The 18,055-nt window shown below is 39.4% G+C and carries 16 protein-coding genes; 10 read left to right on the forward strand and 6 right to left on the reverse strand.

The features are described from left to right. Positions 1 to 199: 199 nt before the first annotated feature. Together AL038_RS10760 and AL038_RS10765 are read right to left on the reverse strand one after the other, a co-directional pair. Positions 200 to 670 (reverse strand): hypothetical protein, encoded by a 471-nt coding sequence (locus AL038_RS10760; protein ID WP_062152681.1) that lies wholly within the window; start codon positions 668 to 670, stop codon positions 200 to 202. A gap of 98 nt (positions 671 to 768) precedes the next feature. Next, positions 769 to 2,034, reverse strand: coding sequence for a vWA domain-containing protein (locus tag AL038_RS10765; RefSeq protein WP_236839374.1), 1,266 nt, complete (start codon positions 2,032 to 2,034; stop codon positions 769 to 771). Between the two features lie 145 nt (positions 2,035 to 2,179). On the opposite strand from AL038_RS10765, the gene AL038_RS10770 reads away from it, so the two are divergent. Genes AL038_RS10770 through AL038_RS18950 form a run of 3 tightly spaced genes read left to right on the forward strand, consistent with a single transcriptional unit; the run spans position 2,180 to position 3,388 of the window. Continuing rightward, on the forward strand, positions 2,180 to 2,554 hold the full coding sequence (locus tag AL038_RS10770) for a prepilin-type N-terminal cleavage/methylation domain-containing protein (protein WP_062152685.1): 375 nt from the start codon (positions 2,180 to 2,182) through the stop codon (positions 2,552 to 2,554). A 9-nt stretch (positions 2,555 to 2,563) separates the two neighbouring features. Further along, positions 2,564 to 3,223, forward strand: a complete 660-nt coding sequence (locus AL038_RS10775; RefSeq protein ID WP_062152687.1) for a PulJ/GspJ family protein — start codon at positions 2,564 to 2,566, stop codon at positions 3,221 to 3,223. Between the two features lie 60 nt (positions 3,224 to 3,283). Next, the gene (locus AL038_RS18950; protein ID WP_414635090.1) at positions 3,284 to 3,388 is read left to right on the forward strand and encodes a transposase; all 105 of its coding nucleotides are present in this window, start codon (positions 3,284 to 3,286) and stop codon (positions 3,386 to 3,388) included. Between the two features lies 1 nt (position 3,389). Here the strand turns inward: AL038_RS18950 and AL038_RS10785 are convergent, their stop codons facing one another. Beyond that, positions 3,390 to 4,343, reverse strand: coding sequence for a hypothetical protein (locus AL038_RS10785; RefSeq protein WP_145917093.1), 954 nt, complete (start codon positions 4,341 to 4,343; stop codon positions 3,390 to 3,392). A gap of 303 nt (positions 4,344 to 4,646) precedes the next feature. Between AL038_RS10785 and AL038_RS10790 the strand changes: the two genes are divergently transcribed. From AL038_RS10790 to AL038_RS10805, 4 genes are all read left to right on the forward strand, one after another. Beyond that, the gene (locus AL038_RS10790; protein ID WP_161575459.1) at positions 4,647 to 8,894 is read left to right on the forward strand and encodes a leucine-rich repeat domain-containing protein; all 4,248 of its coding nucleotides are present in this window, start codon (positions 4,647 to 4,649) and stop codon (positions 8,892 to 8,894) included. 221 nt (positions 8,895 to 9,115) lie between these two features. Beyond that, on the forward strand, positions 9,116 to 9,319 hold the full coding sequence (locus tag AL038_RS10795; protein WP_062152693.1) for a hypothetical protein: 204 nt from the start codon (positions 9,116 to 9,118) through the stop codon (positions 9,317 to 9,319). Positions 9,320 to 9,346: 27 nt separating this feature from the next. Next, complete coding sequence (locus AL038_RS10800) at positions 9,347 to 9,892, forward strand: nucleotidyl transferase AbiEii/AbiGii toxin family protein (protein WP_062152695.1); 546 nt, start codon at positions 9,347 to 9,349, stop codon at positions 9,890 to 9,892. Beyond that, a complete protein-coding gene (locus AL038_RS10805) occupies positions 9,889 to 10,140 on the forward strand; it encodes a hypothetical protein (protein ID WP_062152697.1) in 252 nt (83 codons plus the stop codon). Before AL038_RS10800 ends, AL038_RS10805 begins: the two co-directional genes overlap by 4 nt. A gap of 543 nt (positions 10,141 to 10,683) precedes the next feature. Here AL038_RS10805 and AL038_RS10810 read toward each other — a convergent pair. After that, on the reverse strand, positions 10,684 to 12,600 hold the full coding sequence (locus AL038_RS10810) for a DEAD/DEAH box helicase (protein WP_062155476.1): 1,917 nt from the start codon (positions 12,598 to 12,600) through the stop codon (positions 10,684 to 10,686). A 434-nt stretch (positions 12,601 to 13,034) separates the two neighbouring features. Between AL038_RS10810 and AL038_RS10815 the strand changes: the two genes are divergently transcribed. Continuing rightward, positions 13,035 to 14,168, forward strand: a complete 1,134-nt coding sequence (locus tag AL038_RS10815) for a serine hydrolase domain-containing protein (protein ID WP_062152699.1) — start codon at positions 13,035 to 13,037, stop codon at positions 14,166 to 14,168. 82 nt (positions 14,169 to 14,250) lie between these two features. Here the strand turns inward: AL038_RS10815 and AL038_RS10820 are convergent, their stop codons facing one another. Further along, entirely contained in the window at positions 14,251 to 15,801 is a 1,551-nt protein-coding gene (locus tag AL038_RS10820) for a 2-isopropylmalate synthase (protein WP_062152701.1), read from the reverse strand. A 436-nt stretch (positions 15,802 to 16,237) separates the two neighbouring features. Then, positions 16,238 to 16,369, reverse strand: coding sequence for a hypothetical protein (locus tag AL038_RS18805; RefSeq protein ID WP_272898023.1), 132 nt, complete (start codon positions 16,367 to 16,369; stop codon positions 16,238 to 16,240). 369 nt (positions 16,370 to 16,738) lie between these two features. Here AL038_RS18805 and AL038_RS18185 point away from each other — a divergent pair, with 369 nt between their 5' ends. Beyond that, entirely contained in the window at positions 16,739 to 17,392 is a 654-nt protein-coding gene (locus AL038_RS18185) for an FmdB family zinc ribbon protein (RefSeq protein WP_062152702.1), read from the forward strand. A gap of 92 nt (positions 17,393 to 17,484) precedes the next feature. Further along, positions 17,485 to 17,985 carry a BLUF domain-containing protein gene (locus tag AL038_RS10825; protein ID WP_062152704.1) on the forward strand — a complete coding sequence of 167 codons (501 nt, stop codon included), beginning with the start codon at positions 17,485 to 17,487 and terminating at the stop codon, positions 17,983 to 17,985. Positions 17,986 to 18,055 lie beyond the last annotated feature (70 nt).

Here is an 18,055-nt window from a genome sequence, read left to right on the forward strand (position 1 = left end):
AGTTTATACAGAAAGCTTGCACTGTTGTGGAATACGGCTTGCGCCTATTCCACCCTACAATAATCATTTTAAAGTGCGTTAGCTATACTACTGCTTCAGGCAGTGGTATTCGTGCCAATTTAGCTAACCATTTATTTTTAAATAACTATTTCTTTATTGTTAATTTTAAAAACAGTTATCATGCTGATTTAGCTATATTTTACGAAGAATAACCTTGTGAATAGGGGTCGCCCCATTCGGTTGTATATTTAATTTCAAAATCAATGGCAGCACCAGCAAGTCCTTTATTTTGCGGAAAATGGGCAATTTCCGCAGCCACATCTTGAATATCATCAATTAATATATCTAAAGAGACATCCGCAATAATCAGGGCTTTTTCAATATCTCCAAGTAACGCATTGCTAACCATCGCGGGATGTTTATCAACGGGCGCGCTAACAATAGCTTCTATGCGAACTTTTAACACGCGAACTGTACCACCATAAGCATTGCGTTTACGTTCTTCTTCCAATTCCCACACAGCGGCAGCGGGTGGATTAGCTTGTTTAATCACCGCTTCTTGACGATAGACATTACCTAAACCAATTGTATTTTCATAGCCGTTCGCGGTGCTGATGGTTTCTAATTGCGTTAAAATACGTTGAATGATTTGTTCGCGGATGGTGGTCATTCTTGGTGTTATCTCGGGTTTATAGTATTTATGCGATAATAAATTGTTTGTTTTAAAACGGATAACATCGCTTAGAACTGTGTTATCCGTATCGCTTTTTAATATTTTTGTTGGGTACTGCGTTTGTATTGTTCTTCACGCATCAATTTACGCTGTTTGTTCCAGTTTTTTTCGTCCAAATTGTCCGCATCTTGTTCGTTCTTTTCTTTCATGATGCTTAAACTGGGCGCATTGTATTGAGATGCACCTTGTTCAAGCTGTTGGGCATTTTCTAGTAGTAATTCTTTGGCTTCATCTACTTTGCCTTCATCACGTAGGGTAACAGCGCGTTTATTTTTTTCTATCGCTAATTGTTCGACCACGTTAGCCATTACAGCCGCATTTGTTTGGTCTTTTACTTGTTGGCGATTATTGGTAAAGCGCGCATTGATTTGGCTAGTGAGTTGGTCTAGGGTGTTGGTACTCATGTTGCGGTAGTCAACGGTGACTGTCGCAACCGTTAGCAGTTGGTCAGCAGCGGGGGGCGATATTTCTATTTCTAAAAGAACGTATTTCTCTTGTTCGCTATAGAGTTGGTTGAGTGGAATATGGATTTGTTGCCCGTTAATGTTGGCTTCGCGGCCTAATATTTTGACAGGGCGCACACCTTCAGCACATTGAATAGTAATGATAACTTCTTGAGCAACGACAGAGAGTAAATCGCCAAATTCATGGTCAAAAATCCGCGTTAAATCGGTCGCATTTTCTACAAAACTGTGGCTACCTTCGCTTTGTTTGGCGAGTTGGGTCATTAAATCTTCGTTATAGCCCAATCCTAATCCAATGGTTGTTACACTGATGCCTGCTTGACTGAGTTTTGCACCCAATTCACCCAATGCTTGAGGGGTGTCAGGGCCTACATTGGCAAGTCCGTCAGATACCAGTACAAGGCGGTTGATTTGGTTACGGGTGAGAAATTTACGCAGTTCATCCGCTCCCTTTTGCACGCCGTCATACAGCGCGGTGTTGCCATCGGCTACAATTTTATCAATAGCGGCGTAAATCATTTGTTTATCTGTGGCTTTGGTTGCTGGTAACAGCACATCAACCTGATGGTCATAGCTTACGATAGAAATAATATCGTCTTTACGTAAGCGTTCAACAGCGATTTTAGCGGCGGCTTTGGCTTGTTGGATTTTTTGCCCTTGCATTGAGCCTGATTTGTCAATAACGAGGGCAACATTAACAGGGCTCGTATTTTCTTTTTGTAAGCGAAAACCTGTAACAGCAACGCGTAAATAAGTAGTTTGTTTTTGTTCGGTTAGTAATAGGGGATTTGCCAATGTACTCTCTAGTTTAATTTGTAACGCCTGTACTGTTGACATAGAACACCCCCAAATGATTAAGCAGATGAAAAAATAACGCATGATAATGTCTCAGTAGGTATTGTTAGGTTTCCTAAAATTAATTAACCCTAAGGGTTGTTTCCGTTATGATGAATCGTTAGTTTAGCACTGTAGGTTATTTATTATGCGTACACAACAAGGGTTTACTCTCTTAGAAGCCATTATTGCCATGGCAATTGTAGCAATAGCATTAGGCAGTTTATTAAGCCTTTTAGGCAGTAGCAAACAATTAGCGTTTAAAGCACAAGCGAATATTAACGAAGTTATTCTGTTACGTTCTGCTTTAAATGTTGCCCAAGTGCTAGAAAAACCTGAATATCCAAAACTACCTGCCGAGCAGGTGGATAATATGGAATTGGAAACAGAGGATGTACTTGAACCGCCAAAACGCCAAACGCAAAAAATTATGTTAGGACTAGAACCTTATCAATGGACAGATAAGAAAAAAGGGATATTAGTCAGCGGTATTCGTTGGAAAAAATTAACTTCTGCACAATAAGAGTTCATTATGTCGCGTGTTCGTCAAACAGGTTTTACTCTGTTAGAAATTTTAATCGCTCTGGTTATTTCTGCGGCTATTATGACAACATTAGCCAGTGGTATGTATATTGTGATGCAAGACTGGCAACGCACCACACATACCTTAGATGATAGTTTAGATGCAGTTTTGATTTTATTACAATTAGAAAGAGCAGTGAATGGTGCTTTTCCACATACTTATATTAATCAGAAAGAAAATAAAAGTTATATTTATTTTGAAGGAGAGAGTGAAAAGCTGACATGGATTTCTACAGTTTCGCCAGCGCATCAAGCAGGTTTGTCCGCATGGCAATTATTGCCCAGCGAATCTAAAGAGGGTGGAATAGACATTCGGATTATACCTGTTTTTGCAGGAAATCCAGAAGAAAACTTGGAGAAAGCGGAGGCAGTTACTGTTTTTGCGGGTTATGCCGTTCGATTTGAATATTTATACACAGACCCAGCACATGAAGACCAAACAGAATGGTTCGACGAGTGGTCAGCAAAAGATTTTCAGGGCTTGCCAAACGCCATACGGATTGTATTAGAGAAGAAGAATGATAAGGCCGTCGGTGAAAATGATTTAGAAATTATTGCGAGTATTCCCGCATTTGAGAATAGTAACTTAACGCGGACAAAACCACCTTAAGCCTTATAGAACTGATTTGAAGTCTAAGATAAAATGTAAAAGAGGAAAAAACAGAACAAAATGAGTCCTTACTCAAGTAGCCTAACTGATGCAGAATGGGCAGTGGTTGAACCCCTCTTAAATGCGTTATTGCCGAAGAAAAAGCTTACCTGTCCTCACACATGAGTTATTTTTCGAGTAGGTGTTTTACATTGCCATAAATCATACTTTGCAGCTTTTCGTCGCTTGCTTCGTAGAAGTCGATAATTGCCTGACAATCAAGTTTTTCATGGGAAATTAAGAGTTGCTTGATGCGTTGTAATAAGAGAACCGATTCTTCAGGTTTGAGTAAGTTAATATCTTTGCTCAGCTCAATAAAATGACTGATTTTATCGAAAAAATTCTTGTTTTTAATTTGTAGAAAACAATCATTCCCCAAAGGGGTGGTCATTGTAATCGTATGTTTTATATGATTTAGGTGATAACTCGAAAAGCGTCTATATTGCATGTTTGAACTGAAAAAATAGAGCTGATTTTTTCTACTTTTTACTGAAAACATTTTTAGATAATTATTGATAATTAGTAACTTACCCTGCTTATCAATAGTTGAATAAAAAGGTGAGAAAATGAAATTAAGAATTACCTGAATTTCATAGTATTCGGTGGTAAATGTACTGGTTGATTTAAGTTGTTTGATTCGTTGCTTGTGATTGGCTTTTTCACCCGCATTGCACTGTTGAAAATTTTCTAAAGGGTCTAGGTAAATATAACTGGGAAAGTGTGAGTAAATCATGACACGCCCTGTTTTTTCGTGTTCCAGAAAATAATCATTCGCATCTTCTGGAGAATCGAATATTAATTCTGTCTCAAAACTTGCCAATTCTTTTATTTCATCAGGCAAAAAATCCACAAAAGAACAACCCAAAACTGTAGCTAATGCCAGTCCTTTGGCAACACCCAAGTCAGTTTGTCCATTCACAATGTATTTGAGTTGTTGTTCAGAAATACTCTCTTTTACCCCCGCTTGTTTGAATTGTTCATTCATTTTGTCTGCCACAGTTTTGTAGGTAAATTCTCCAGATTTACCCTCACGTTTTTTTGCATCAAAAAGTGCTTTAATTTTGTTTTTTTCGGTACTCATGACAAGCATATTTCTCTCTAAAAAATACAGGTAACACTATGATAAATGAAATACTGCAAAATTATAAGTGATAACAACCAACTAATTTTAGTACAAAAACTGTATTAAAGTATAAAAACAAGCCTTTACTTAATAGTGTCGAAATTAATATGCTCATCTTTCTAACAACACAATTTAAGTAGGAGATTCATTATGAATCTGTATCGATGGGCGAGGAAGAGGACGCAAAAACCTCAAGCCTCAAAAAATAGACTGAGAAGTTTATTTTTTATTTGTCAAGTTTTTTTACTCACGTTACTTTCTATGGGATTACCTGCAACCTCAATGGCAGCATTTAATCCTGATATGTGCACGGAGTTACTACGAAAAGGTGAAACCAGTAACAAACCAACTTCTTATACAGTAGAAGAGTTACCATTGACTAGTGGTAAGCTTTACGTTACTTATGACATGCAGACTATATTGGATAAAATAGAAATTAAGTTGGATGGTCAAATTTTTACCACAGATTGTGTTGACGGCAAAAAAGAGAAGCAAGCAACAGGTTACTCCGTTAGTAGTAACAGTACGTTAACTGTCGAGGTTACTCCTAATTGTGATTCATCACTTGAAGGTCTTGTAAGCCCATCAAGCTGGAGTGTATCACTTGTCAGTTGTCCCGAAAAAACAGTGAGTACTAGTGAATACGATGAATTAGTTAAATTGTATACGGAAACTGGTGGTACCAGTTGGAACAACCAAGACGGCTGGAAAGACTACGAAAACAACAAAGATGTTTGTCATTGGTCTGGCATTGTTTGTGATGATGAGGGTAATGTTATAGAGTTGAATTTACCAAATAATAATATGATAAAGGAACTACCTAGTTCTATTGGGAATTTGTCACGTTTGGTTACTCTTAACTTATCAAACAACGATAAGTTAGGTGGTGCTTTACCTAGTTCTATGGGCAGTTTGGAAAATCTTAAGAACCTTGATATTTCTTATGATAATTTTTCATCTCTTCCAGCAGAAGTAAAAGGGATGGCAAATCTCGTTGAATTTAACGTAAGTAACAATAAAATTACAACATTGCCAACTGATTTCGTAGATTTAATAACAAAAAACTCTACAATAAATCTGTCTCAAAATAACATTTGTTATTCGACTTTAGACGCTAAAGTATTGGAGGCATTAAATGAACTTTATAATCGGGGTTATGACTGGGGTAAAGAATCTCAAACTTGCAATACGATTATTGAGTCTGAATATGATGCGTTAATGGTATTATATCGTAATTGGTCAAATAATCCTTATGGCTGGGGACAAGGCAAGGAAATTTGTAGTTGGACTGGTGTAACATGTGGAGGTGGAAGTGTTGTAGAGCTTAAGCTCTCAAATAGTGGATTAAGTGGCACTTTACCAGGTGAAATAAGTCAATTAAGTAACTTAGTTCTTCTTGACCTGAGTGGGAATGATAAACTGTCGGGTTCTGTGCCAAATAGTATTACAAACCTTACAAAATTACTTTCTAATGGGGTTTTACCGCTTCAAATAGCAGGTACAAAATTATGTGTTGATACTCCTAAATTGAGCAGTTTTGTAGAAGAAAAGAGTGGCATTAAACTGCCCGATTGTGAAGAACAAGCTGCTCAAGCTGTTTTAGTAGCCGCTCAATATGAGGTATTGATGAAATTTTTTAATGCAACGGGCGGCAATACCAATACCTGGACACGCAAAAACGGCTGGGGAGGACAAAACAAAGACTTCTGTACTTGGGAAAATGTTATATGCCAAAACGGTTTAGTGACTAGTTTGAATTTATATTCTAATGGGTTAACTGGAAGTATTCCTAGCGATATTGGCAAGCTCACAAGCTTAACAAGTTTAGAACTGAGCAAGAACCAGTTGGAGGGAGAGATTCCCAGCGATATTGGCAATCTCACAAATCTAACAACTTTATCGCTGAGCGATAACCAGTTGACTGGAAGTATTCCTAGCGATATTGGCAAGCTCACAAATCTAACATATTTATCGCTGTTCAATAACAAGTTGGAGGGAAATATTCCTGGCGATATTGGCAATCTCACAAATCTAACACGTTTATGGCTGAGCGATAACAAGTTGACTGGAAGTATTCCTAGCGATATTGGCAATCTCACAAATCTAACAAGTTTAGAACTGGGCAATAACAAGTTGGAGGGAAAGATTCCTTCTATTAGCAATCTCACAAAGCTAACAAGTTTATCGCTGTACTTGAACCAGTTGGAGGGAGAGATTCCCAGCGATATTGGCAATCTCACAAATCTAACACGTTTATCGCTGTTCAATAACAAGTTGGAGGGAAATATTCCTTCTATTGGCAATCTCACAAATCTAACAGAGTTATCGCTGGGCCATAACCAGTTGAAGGGAAGTATTCCTTCTATTGGCAATCTCACAAATCTAACAGAGTTATGGCTGAGCGATAACCAGTTGACTGGAAGTATTCCTAGCGATATTGGCAATCTCACAAAGCTAACACGTTTATCGCTGGGCAATAACCAGTTGACTGGAAATATTCCTACTTCTATTGGCAATCTCACAAATCTAACAGAGTTATGGCTGAACGATAACCAGTTGACTGGAACAATTCCTGATGGAATTGTAAATGTTGGAGCAATTAGTGGATTAGGACTAACGAACAATCATCTTTGTACAACCAACTCCAACGTAGCAGATTTTCTAACTAGTAAGGATAGCAATTGGAAACAACAAACCAACACTCCCTGCGATCCCCGTTACTCACTTAATACAAGTGAAGTAAATTTTGGTTTTGACCATAAAAAGACAGAAACGCCCCTCACGCTGTCAGGCAATTTAGTCAATAACTCGGTTATTTTTACGGTCAAGAAAACAGACGGTTCAGCATTCTCACAAAACGGTACAATGTACTTGAAAGTGGGCAGTTTTGAAACTTACGGTGCAGAACGCGCAAGAAAAACTGTTAGCAAAGGTGACTTTGAAGTAACTTTTGATGCAGTGGATAATGATAAATTTCCAAATTATCCCAAAATGTACTTTGCCCGCTTTGAGTCCTCCGAAAATGAGTATCATGCTTATGCAGGTCCTATTATCATCAGCAAACGTCTTTCAGATGGCGCAGTTGCATCTACTTTCAATGGCAACATTGTTTCTTATCAAAACGGGGATCAACTGGTATTTGAGTATATTGACCCTGAGAATGACTACAATGAAGGCTATGCTTGGTATGTTAATGATGATTTGAGCGAGGTGCAATCGACGAGTAAGACATTATCTGTCCCATCACCACTGCTGTTCAGCACAAATCCTATTCATTATGTTGCCCTCAAATCAGGTGCGGATGAATGGCTTTATAGCTATCCGCAGCAAAAAGACACTTATGAAATTGCCTCTTTCCGCAATTACATTTTTAAAACGTCACAAGGGAAAACAGATAAAGCGGTTGTTGTTTCATTTGGTAATCAGTGGCTTTGGGTCAATACAGAGCAGTCTGTAGCAAACAACTTTGAGGCTTCTTTACCAAAAGAAATTACAACAATTCATAAAGATAGTTTGACTTTGCCGCCTGTGGATATTTCTGCTTTTTCAAACGAACGAATCACTGTTTATGAAGGTATTAAGAATAACAGTTATCAAACAGCGGACTTTCCTGATTTAGGTTTAGATGCAAAGAGCAGAAAATTAGTCAATATCGATCCTTTAACAGATTTTCTTAATCGCAAATTAAAATCGACCTCCAGTTCTTTGCGGGCGAATTTCCCCATGGATGATCTTGAAAAAGCTTTGATTGAACTCGATAAAAGTCCATTATTACCCAGTGACTTTACACCCAGTAATATCAAAAGTGAGACGGTTAGCTTAGTTCTCAACATGATGGCTCTCCATATTGGTATGGATAATACCATGAAGTTTCTCCTGAAACTTGAAGAAACAACGGATAATACGTTAGATATAATTAACGCTATTATTTCCTTGCGAGAATTAGCCGTAAAGATGGAACAGGCTGATCAGGATGGTCTAAGTGAAAGTATCAAAGGACTGTATGTGCTAAGTTACATCTTTGATAAAACGCCCTTAAATAAGTTTTTAGACTCTCATAAATTGATTGACCCTATCACTCAACAAATCGAACAAGTGGATAAAGTACTTAATGAAAAGTCTTGCGCTTTCCAAGTAGGTAAAGTCAGACTCTCAATATACGAAGATGTTAGTTGGTGGCCCTTTGATAGAGACCTAACTGAAAATATTGAGGAAGTTCAATTATTTCCACTCAGGCTAATCTATGGTGATGGGGTTACAACAAAACTTCAGGTAGTCACACTTGACGAGCGCAAAAAGCATCCTGTGACACTTACTAAAAATGCAGGTGTTTGGGAATATCCTGAACATTCAGTCACTGATGAGCTTGATTTCAGTATTACGTACCCAACCTACTGTGGTGCTTGGATGGTTGCTGCTAAAGCGGGTGATAAAATGTACTACGGTCGAGTAACTTTACGTAGCGATGGTAATGTTCCAAGTGCTGTGGTAGTTGTCCCTGGAAATTAACTATTTAGCAAGCGTAGGGTGTATCGTAATGCTTATACACCCTACATTTCGCTGAACAGAGACGGTATCGTCGTTGTGAATTCCATATCGATAGATATGATAAATCAGTAAGTTATTTTTACGTTTCCAAATCCTTAAGCCTCGCCTCGTGCGGGGCTTTTTTTCTGCTAAAATCAAGCCTATGAATCCTCATTGTTACCTACTTCAATGGAAAACCTCTAATGTTAGCCCTAAGACAAATTCATTCAACCCAACATAACTTTGTGACAATTCAACTTCCCGAAAGTTTCACACAGTATGACTCGGTAGAAATTATCATTTTACCTGTAGAAACCCTGCACAAAAAACAACTGACGACCCAAGAGTTTCTAGCCCGTTTTGCAGGTGCAATCCCTGAATTTCCTGCTGTAGTGGGTTTGGTGTAAATCAACCCAACAATTATTGAGTTCAACATGCACTCCCAATATCAAGTTCTTGCCCACATCACCCAATGCCTTGAACAAGCAAACATTGCCTACATGCTCAGCGGTTCAGTCGCACTAAGCTATTATGCACAGCCACGTATGACGCGCGACATTGATTTAGTGATAGAAATTCAAAATGACGATGTCATCAAACTCGCGCAACAACTGGGTGAGACGTACTATTTTGATGAAGACATGGCACACGCTGCCATTGCTCACGAAAGCCTGTTCAATATATTACATCAAGACAGCATGATTAAAATTGACTGTATTGTGCGAAAAAATCATCACTATCGCCAACAAGAGTTTTTACGCAGACAACACGTTACTTTTAATAATCTTTCTCTTTGGATAGTCAGTCCAGAAGATTTACTACTCTCTAAACTAGATTGGCTCAAAGATTCACGTTCTGAAATGCAATTCAAAGACATCGCCAACCTAATTACGTCTGTACCTACACTAGACTGGGCATATATACACGATTGGGCACAACACTTAGGCATTCAGCACCTACTGAAAGGGATACACCCATGAACGACACATCTCCCGAAATGGCAGCCAAAATTCAGGCACTCTACATGCAACGCTCAGGCGAAGAACGCATGATGATGTGTTTAGAAATGTTTGACTTTGCTAGACAATTAATGCTGAGCAACTTACAAGCTCAAGGCTATACAGGCGTAGAATTAAAAAAACAAATTTTTTTACGTACCTATCGGAATGACTTTTCCGATGAAATGCTCGATAAAATCTGTGAGAAAATAGAAAATTCGTCTTTTTAGTCCACAGGACACCTTTATGCAATAAGTTTTTAGCCTTTCACTCACATTGGATAGAGCACAACGAGCCTAATAAGTCACACGCCCCACGCTACTCGAATGTTTCTTAAAAACTTTGGTAGTGCAAAAGAAGCAGTGATATTAAAACATAGTAAACGTGCCATAAAGTGATTTAAATTTAGGATTAGCAGTCCTGTGAGGACTGCTAACCCTCTGTATTTTTTATAGTGCGTTTACTATATAGTAACCGTATTCTAAAAAGAGGATAAAAAATAACCTGTAGTAAACGCACTATGAAACGATACGAAGGATTAGCAGTCCTGTCAGGACTGCTAATCCTAAATTTAAATCACTTTATGGCTCGTTTGCTATATATCTGTTGGCAATATTAAACAGAAAGAGTCAACCCTAAGATTTTCAGATTTGCGCAGGATAAAAATCACTGCCTTGATAAGGCTGAAAACGCAAATTCAGACCGTCTTTAATTAAAAAAAAAGATGTTTCGAGTCCTCTTTAACCGAGGGCTTGAAACATCTCTGAGCGAAACTAATCTACTTTCTTTGTACGCTTAATTCTTAACGTATCACCACCCGTTTTGCTACGGGGTTTGTCGGTGCTACTTGTTAGGCTGGTTGTTCTTGTGCGAGGTTTATCAGCGCGCGGTTTTGTCGTCCGAGGTTCGCTGCTTCTTGCTCTGCTAGGCGCGGGGGCAGGTGCTGCGCCGTCTGTGTCTACGGATACACGTAATTGCTGTCCACATACCCAAACTTTTTGCAGATGTTGAAATACGTCTTTTGGCATTCCTTCGGGCAAATCGACTGTGCTGTAAGTGTCATACAGTTTGATTTGTCCGATATTGTTGCTGTCTAAACCTGCTTCGTTAGCAATCGCGCCAACAATATGTTTAGGTTGCGCACCATGTGTCCGACCAACTTCAATGCGATAACGCATCATAGCCCCACTGGGTGCATCACCTCTTTCTGTCCGTTCGGCTCTTTCTGGGCGTTCTGCGCGCGGTTTAGCAGGCGCACGTTCTGAGCGTTCTGCACGTTCAGGGCGTTGTTCTCGTTCATTACGGTTGCGAGGGCTGCGGGTTCTACGACCCTCTTCATTCGCTTCTTCTTTAAAAGGTTTTTCTTCTTTTTTGGGTAAGAGTAATGGACGTTCTCGTTGTACAAGAAACGCAAGGGCGGCAGCAATTTCATTTAAGCCCGTGTCATGATCTTGTTGATAGCCATTAATAATATTTTCGAAGAAACTTAAATCTTCAGAAGCCATTGCATCAGTAATAGATTGTTTAAATTGACTAATACGTTTATCAGTAATGTCTTCATGACTGGGCAATTGCATCTGTGTGATAGGTTGACGTGTTGCCCGTTCAATGTCGCGTAACATGCGTTGTTCACGAGGGGAAACGAATAAAATGGCTTCGCCTTTACGTCCCGCACGTCCCGTGCGCCCAATCCGATGTACATAGGCTTCTGTGTCAGTCGGAATATCATAATTAATAACATGTGTAATACGTTCAACGTTTAAACCGCGAGCGGCAACGTCTGTAGCAATTACAATGTCTAACGCACCATTTTTTAAACGTTCAACAGTTTTTTCACGTAAAGATTGATTCATATCTCCATTTAATGGAGAGCTAGCGTAGCCACGCGCTTCTAATTTTTCAGCTAATTCAACGGTTGCTGTTTTAGTGCGAACAAAAATAATAATTGCATCAAACTCTTCTACTTCTAAAATCCGAGTTAATGCATCCAGTTTGTGTACACCAGATACTTGCCAATAACGTTGAGAAATACTAGAAACCGTTACGGTTTTTGTTTGAATTCGGATTTCTACGGGGTCTTTTAAATGACGACGGGCAACCTGACGAATTGCATCTGGCATGGTGGCAGAAAACAGCGCAACTTGACGTTCTTTAGGTGTGTGGTTAAGAATTTCTTCCACATCATCAATAAAGCCCATACGCAACATTTCGTCTGCTTCATCCAACACAAGGGTAGCAATTTGGTTTAAACGAAGTGTTCCACGTCCCAAATGATCTAATATACGACCGGGTGTACCAACAACGATATGCACCCCACGCTTTAATTGGCGTAATTGTGACCCCATGTCTTGCCCACCATAGATAGGTAACACATGAAAATCGGGTAAGTGGCGGGCGTATTTTTGCATCGCCTCAGCGACTTGGATAGCTAATTCGCGGGTTGGTGTCAACACCAAAACTTGTGGTGTATTCAATTCAAGGTTCAGACGACTCAAGAGAGGCAAGGCAAAGGCGGCCGTTTTGCCTGTACCTGTCTGGGCTTGACCTAACAAATCACGACCTGCGAGCAACGGGGGGATACTTTCTGCTTGAATCGGTGAGGGGGTTTCGTAACCGATTTCATCAACAGCTTTAAGAACAGCGGGTGCAAGTGCCAGTTGCGAAAAATGGCTAATAATTTCTGTGGGCATGACCGAACCTGAATGAATAATATTAAGCCCCTTAAAATTGAGTGTGTCGTTATCTAGTCGGGACTTGTGAATTTCTACTACCAACATCTTAAGGATTGAATTTTACCTGATTTTAAGAAAATACGTTATGTGATTTTTATAATTACGGCTTATTGTTTCAATAATATTACATAACAACTTGTTCATAATGGGGTTAATTATATAACTTATCAAGTGGTGATTTGCAAGCAATCATTATTTCGACAATGCCATTTTTTTCTTTGATAAAAAGACTTTTTAAATTTAAAAATCCTTATAATAATTCGTTCTTTTCCTTTCTCTTATTGGCATCAATCGGAATAAAAATGCTTGCCTATACTGCTTTTCATTTAAATCGCTCGCCATCTATCAATGGACAGTCCTCGTCAATATTTAGCAAGAAAAGAGTTCATTCCATGTTACTAAAAAGGTTTTCAGTCAGTATTGGCATTATCTTACTATTATTGTTGCCCAGTGTGATGGCAGCACCAATGCTGTTAGATAAAAATATCACGCGCCAATTACGACAGATTCTTAAAGAAGAAGTTAAAAAACAAGGAATTCCCGGTGCAGTTGTTGCTGTCTCAACACCACAAGGCGATTGGATTGAAGCCATTGGATTAGCAGATAAAGAACGACGCATCCCTATGCGCATCACCGACCGATTTCGGGTTGCAAGCGTTACAAAAACCTTTGTTGCTGTGGTTGTTCTTAGATTTGTAGAGCAAGGTTTATTACAATTAGATGAACCGATTAGACGCTGGTTACCGCCTAGAGTAAGTCGGCGTTTGTTGCACAGTGAAGAAATCACCTTGCGCCAATTGCTAAACCATACCAGTGCTATTCCTGACTATTTAGAGAGCGAAAAACTCGTCAGTATTATGCAAGAAGACCCTTATCGACAATGGACGATTGAGGAAATTTTAGAATATGTTTACACATTACCCCCTTATACAGACAGAATTGGTACTGTTTCTTACTACTCCAATACTAACTATTTATTATTAGAACTGATTTTAAACCAAATATCTGACGAACCACTGGCTAAATTAATTCGTCGGTTTATTTCTACCCCATTACATTTACAAAATACTTTTTTAGAAATACAGGAAAAAGTTAATTTTGTGCAAGGTTATGAAGATTGGGACGGCGACGGACAAATTGATAATGTCACCACGCCCCCTGTCGATAGTGGCTATGGCTTTGCAGATGGTGGATTAGTTTCCTCCGCAGAAGATTTAATGCACTTCATTCAAGCCCTATTAGCCAAAAAACGCTTGTTATCACATGAAATGATGCAAGAAATGACGAGCTTGGTAGAAGATAGCGATGTTGATGAAGAATATGGCTTAGGGTTAGAATCCTTCTTTCTTGAAGGCTATCACGTCTGGGGACACAGCGGGCGAAATACAGGATTTTTAACAGAAATGCGTTATATTCCTGATGCCGATATAACCATCGTGATTCTTATCAATGCGGGCGGAGAAGCAGACCCCTATCAAATATTTGAACAGATGTTTAAAGCAATGATAGGCGCAGGATTGGGATAAAAACTATCTGAATCAGGAATCTAAACACATGCTAATTAAAGCCCTTGTGCTTATAACCCCTGATTCAGACAATATTATAGTGTTAGATAATTGATGCCGTTGCTTGCGGATGTTGTCGCTCGCTAGGGGCAAGTATCCGATTTAATGCGTTGAGATAGGCTTTAGCAGAAGCGATTAAAATATCCGTATCCGCCCCTTGTCCATTCACTATTCGCCCTTCTTTCTCCAAGCGCACACTTACTTCACCCTGCGCATCCGTGCCATTAGTCACGTTACTCACAGAATAGACTAACAATTTTACTTGGCTATTTGCCAACTGCTCGATTGCCTTGAAAGTTGCATCCACAGGGCCACTACCCTTGGCTTCACACGTCAACTCATCCCCTGCAATATTCAAGGTAATCTGTGCTTGAGGCATCTCCCCCATCTCGGAAACGACGCGCATTGTCACCAACTTAATCCGCTCATTTTCACCCGTAGAAACATCCGTCATAAGTGCCTGCAAATCCTCATCATAAATCTCGTGTTTTTTATCCGCGAGTGCTTTAAAACGGGTAAATGCCGCATTCAACTCTTCTTCTGTCTTAAACTCAATATTGAGCTGTTTCAAATGGGTTTTAAACGCATTCCGTCCCGAATGTTTCCCCAACACCATACGATTGGTTGTCCAACCCACATCTTCCGCCCGCATAATTTCGTAAGTTTCACGGTTTTTTAATACCCCGTCCTGATGAATACCTGATTCATGTGCAAACGCATTCGTACCGACGATAGCCTTATTCGGCTGCACAGGAAAACCCGTAATATTCGAAACTAACCGAGAACAATTAAGAATTTGTGTTGTATCAATCGTTGTTTGACAAGGGAAAATATCCTGTCGTGTCCGTACTGCCATCACCACTTCTTCTAAGGCTGCATTACCCGCCCGCTCACCTAAGCCATTGATAGTACACTCTACCTGACGCGCACCATTCATCACCGCAGAAAGCGAATTAGCCACTGCTAAGCCTAAATCATTATGACAATGCACAGAAAAAATCGCCTTATCCGAATTAGGCACACGTTCCCGCACAGTACGAATTAACTGCCCAAACAAATGCGGAATTTTATAACCCACTGTATCGGGAATATTAATCGTTGTAGCCCCCGCCTCAATTGCCGCCTCAACTACCCGACAGAGAAAATCAACATCGGAACGTGCCGCATCTTCAGGAGAAAACTCTACATTATCAGTATATTGACGCGCCCGCTTTACGGCTCTAATCGCTTGTTCCAACACCATTTCGGGCGACATTTGGAGCTTATGCGCCATGTGCAACGCAGACGTTGAAATAAACGTATGAATACGGGGAGAAACTGCCCCTTTTAATGCTTCAGCAGCGCGGTCTATATCGGCATCTAATGCACGGGCTAAACTACACACCGTAGAATCTTTCACCACCTGTGCAACGGCGCGTACTGCCTCAAAATCACCAACGCTTGCGATTGCAAAACCCGCTTCAATCACATCAACCCGTAATTTTTCTAAGGCTTTCGCAATCCGTACTTTTTCCTCTTTTGTCATGGATGCACCGGGGCTTTGCTCCCCATCGCGCAATGTCGTATCGAAAATAATGAGTTTATCTTGGCTCATGGTTCTGCTCCAAAAAATAGAATGATTGTTTTGATTGAAATAAAAAGATGAAAACTGTCGCGTATTAAGTTTGCCCCAACGACAAGGGCGAGTGTTATCTATTTAGCCCTGAACTAGGGCAGCAGCAGGAGAGACAGAACCAGCAGAGAAGAAGGACGTAACACTGCCTGCTCGGAGCGAGCATAAAGACAAAAATTGTCGGCTATAGTGATAGTCATTAGCGATAAGAGGAAAAGTAAACAAATGAGTCTGAATGATAGCTAGATTTTTAAAGTTTGCCAAGTATTCTTAAAAACGGATAGTGCTAAATAAACCATGAGTTATTGTAATCACTCATAAAATATAAGGTAGCTCTGGTGTGATTCTCTATCTTCTTGGTGAAAGATAAGGAGTTCCTCTCTAAATGACTGACTTGCTATCTTAACCTGTTGTTAAATTAACCAACAGAATTAGTGAGTCTCATAATGCTCGCCTCAGCATCTCTGTTTCCAAAGGCAATCCCGATAACTTTACGGCTATCTGTCAAGGCATCCAAACCTTGCGTTGATGCGACCCAACGAATGACCATATATCACCACATTCTAAGCACAACTGTCTTGTTTTCTAACCAATTATCTAAACCGTTGTAACTTATATTCTTTAAGGATTACCAATTAAAATAATTCTCTTTCCTTGTTCCCAAACAGCATTTTGGAGCGAGCGTTTTTTTTAAAATGTAGAGGGGTAAGTTCTCGTTTCTGTAATACATGGGGATAGAGAAAAAATATCTTGATACGCTGCTCGAAAATGGCTTAATCAGGCACTAAATATGCTAAATAACGGGTTTATCTATGTGTCACTTTTGCTGTTATGGTTGTAATTAATGCAATGTTCTACAACTAAATTATTATAAAAAACTATCAATTCATAATAAAACCACATTTTTGAGGAGATTAAGATGGCCATCTTAAAATGTCCACATTGTGAACATTCCAAGGAAGTTCCTGCTCAATATGCGGATAAACTGGTGAAATGTCCTGCTTGCGGACAGGCGGCAAAGGTCTATGACACCATTGCATTGCTAACGGCTGTTTCCGAGAAAATGTCGGATTTTAAAACTGAATTAGATGAACTAAAACAATTTGTTACCAGTCAGTCAGCGCAAGCGCAAGATGAAGAGCTGACTCAAGGGCTAACAAAGATTTTTAGAGAACATCGGATTGCAATGAGTGAGTTTAATGAAGCCACAAAACGGCGCGACATGCTAACGGCTCGTTCAGAATTACGAATGCAGTGGATAAGCCGTTTAGGAATAGTGGGTTTCCTCGTGCTTACCGCTATGATGCTGTTTATGATTTTTCAATTTACAGAACACACTAAAAATCTTTATGAGCAATCTATTGCTGTTAATGGGCGAGTAAAGACGATGACAAATGACTTGAATACGGTTATGGCAACTAATACACCGTTTCAAAAAGAACTGGTAACGTCAGTAGGAACAGTACAAGAACAGGTGAAAGAGTTGAGCGGCAATCTTGTTCAAGTGCAGGAGCAACTAAAAGTTCTTTCCAACAAAAACGAGCCGATGCAGAGATATTATCCTTATCGTTAGTGATGTTTTCGCAGTGTCCCTTTCGATTAAATAGTGATAACAGACGGCGAAGAACTTATTTTGATTTACCTCAATTGTATATGGGGAGCATTATGTCTGAGATGAATCTTTCACGCTTGTATTATGCAAGCACAGCAACTGAACGGTATTCACCACTTGAAATAGGCAATATTTTGATGCCCTGCCGTAAAAATAATCCTAACCTAGATGTTACAGGGGTCTTGTTTTTTGGTGATGGTTATTTTTTACAATGTTTAGAAGGAGAACGTGCAAATATTAATTTGCTCTATCGAAAAATTGCTTTAGATGTTCGACATACGGATGTGCAGTTGTTGGAATTTAAAGAAGTGAGTTACCGCTATTTTGATGAGTGGTCAATGAAATATGTGCCCGCAGCGAGTGTGATTGCTAAAATTTTGAAGGAAACGGGATTAAAACAATTTAATCCTTACTTACTAGATAGTTACACGTTGAATGCGATGGCTGATGTTTTTCGTAGCTACAGTATTCCTGAAAGCATCACTGAAAATGTCGCTAATCCAAAAAAAGCGGTGGGATTTGGTATTTTCGACATATTTAAGAAACGCTCTTGATGTTTCTTATCTCAGAACAGAATTTCTCTTTATCTGGGGTTATGTATGATATAACCCATTAAATTAGCTT

Origin of the sequence: Beggiatoa leptomitoformis (assembly GCF_001305575.3) — a bacterium.
GTDB lineage: Bacteria > Pseudomonadota > Gammaproteobacteria > Beggiatoales > Beggiatoaceae > Beggiatoa > Beggiatoa leptomitoformis.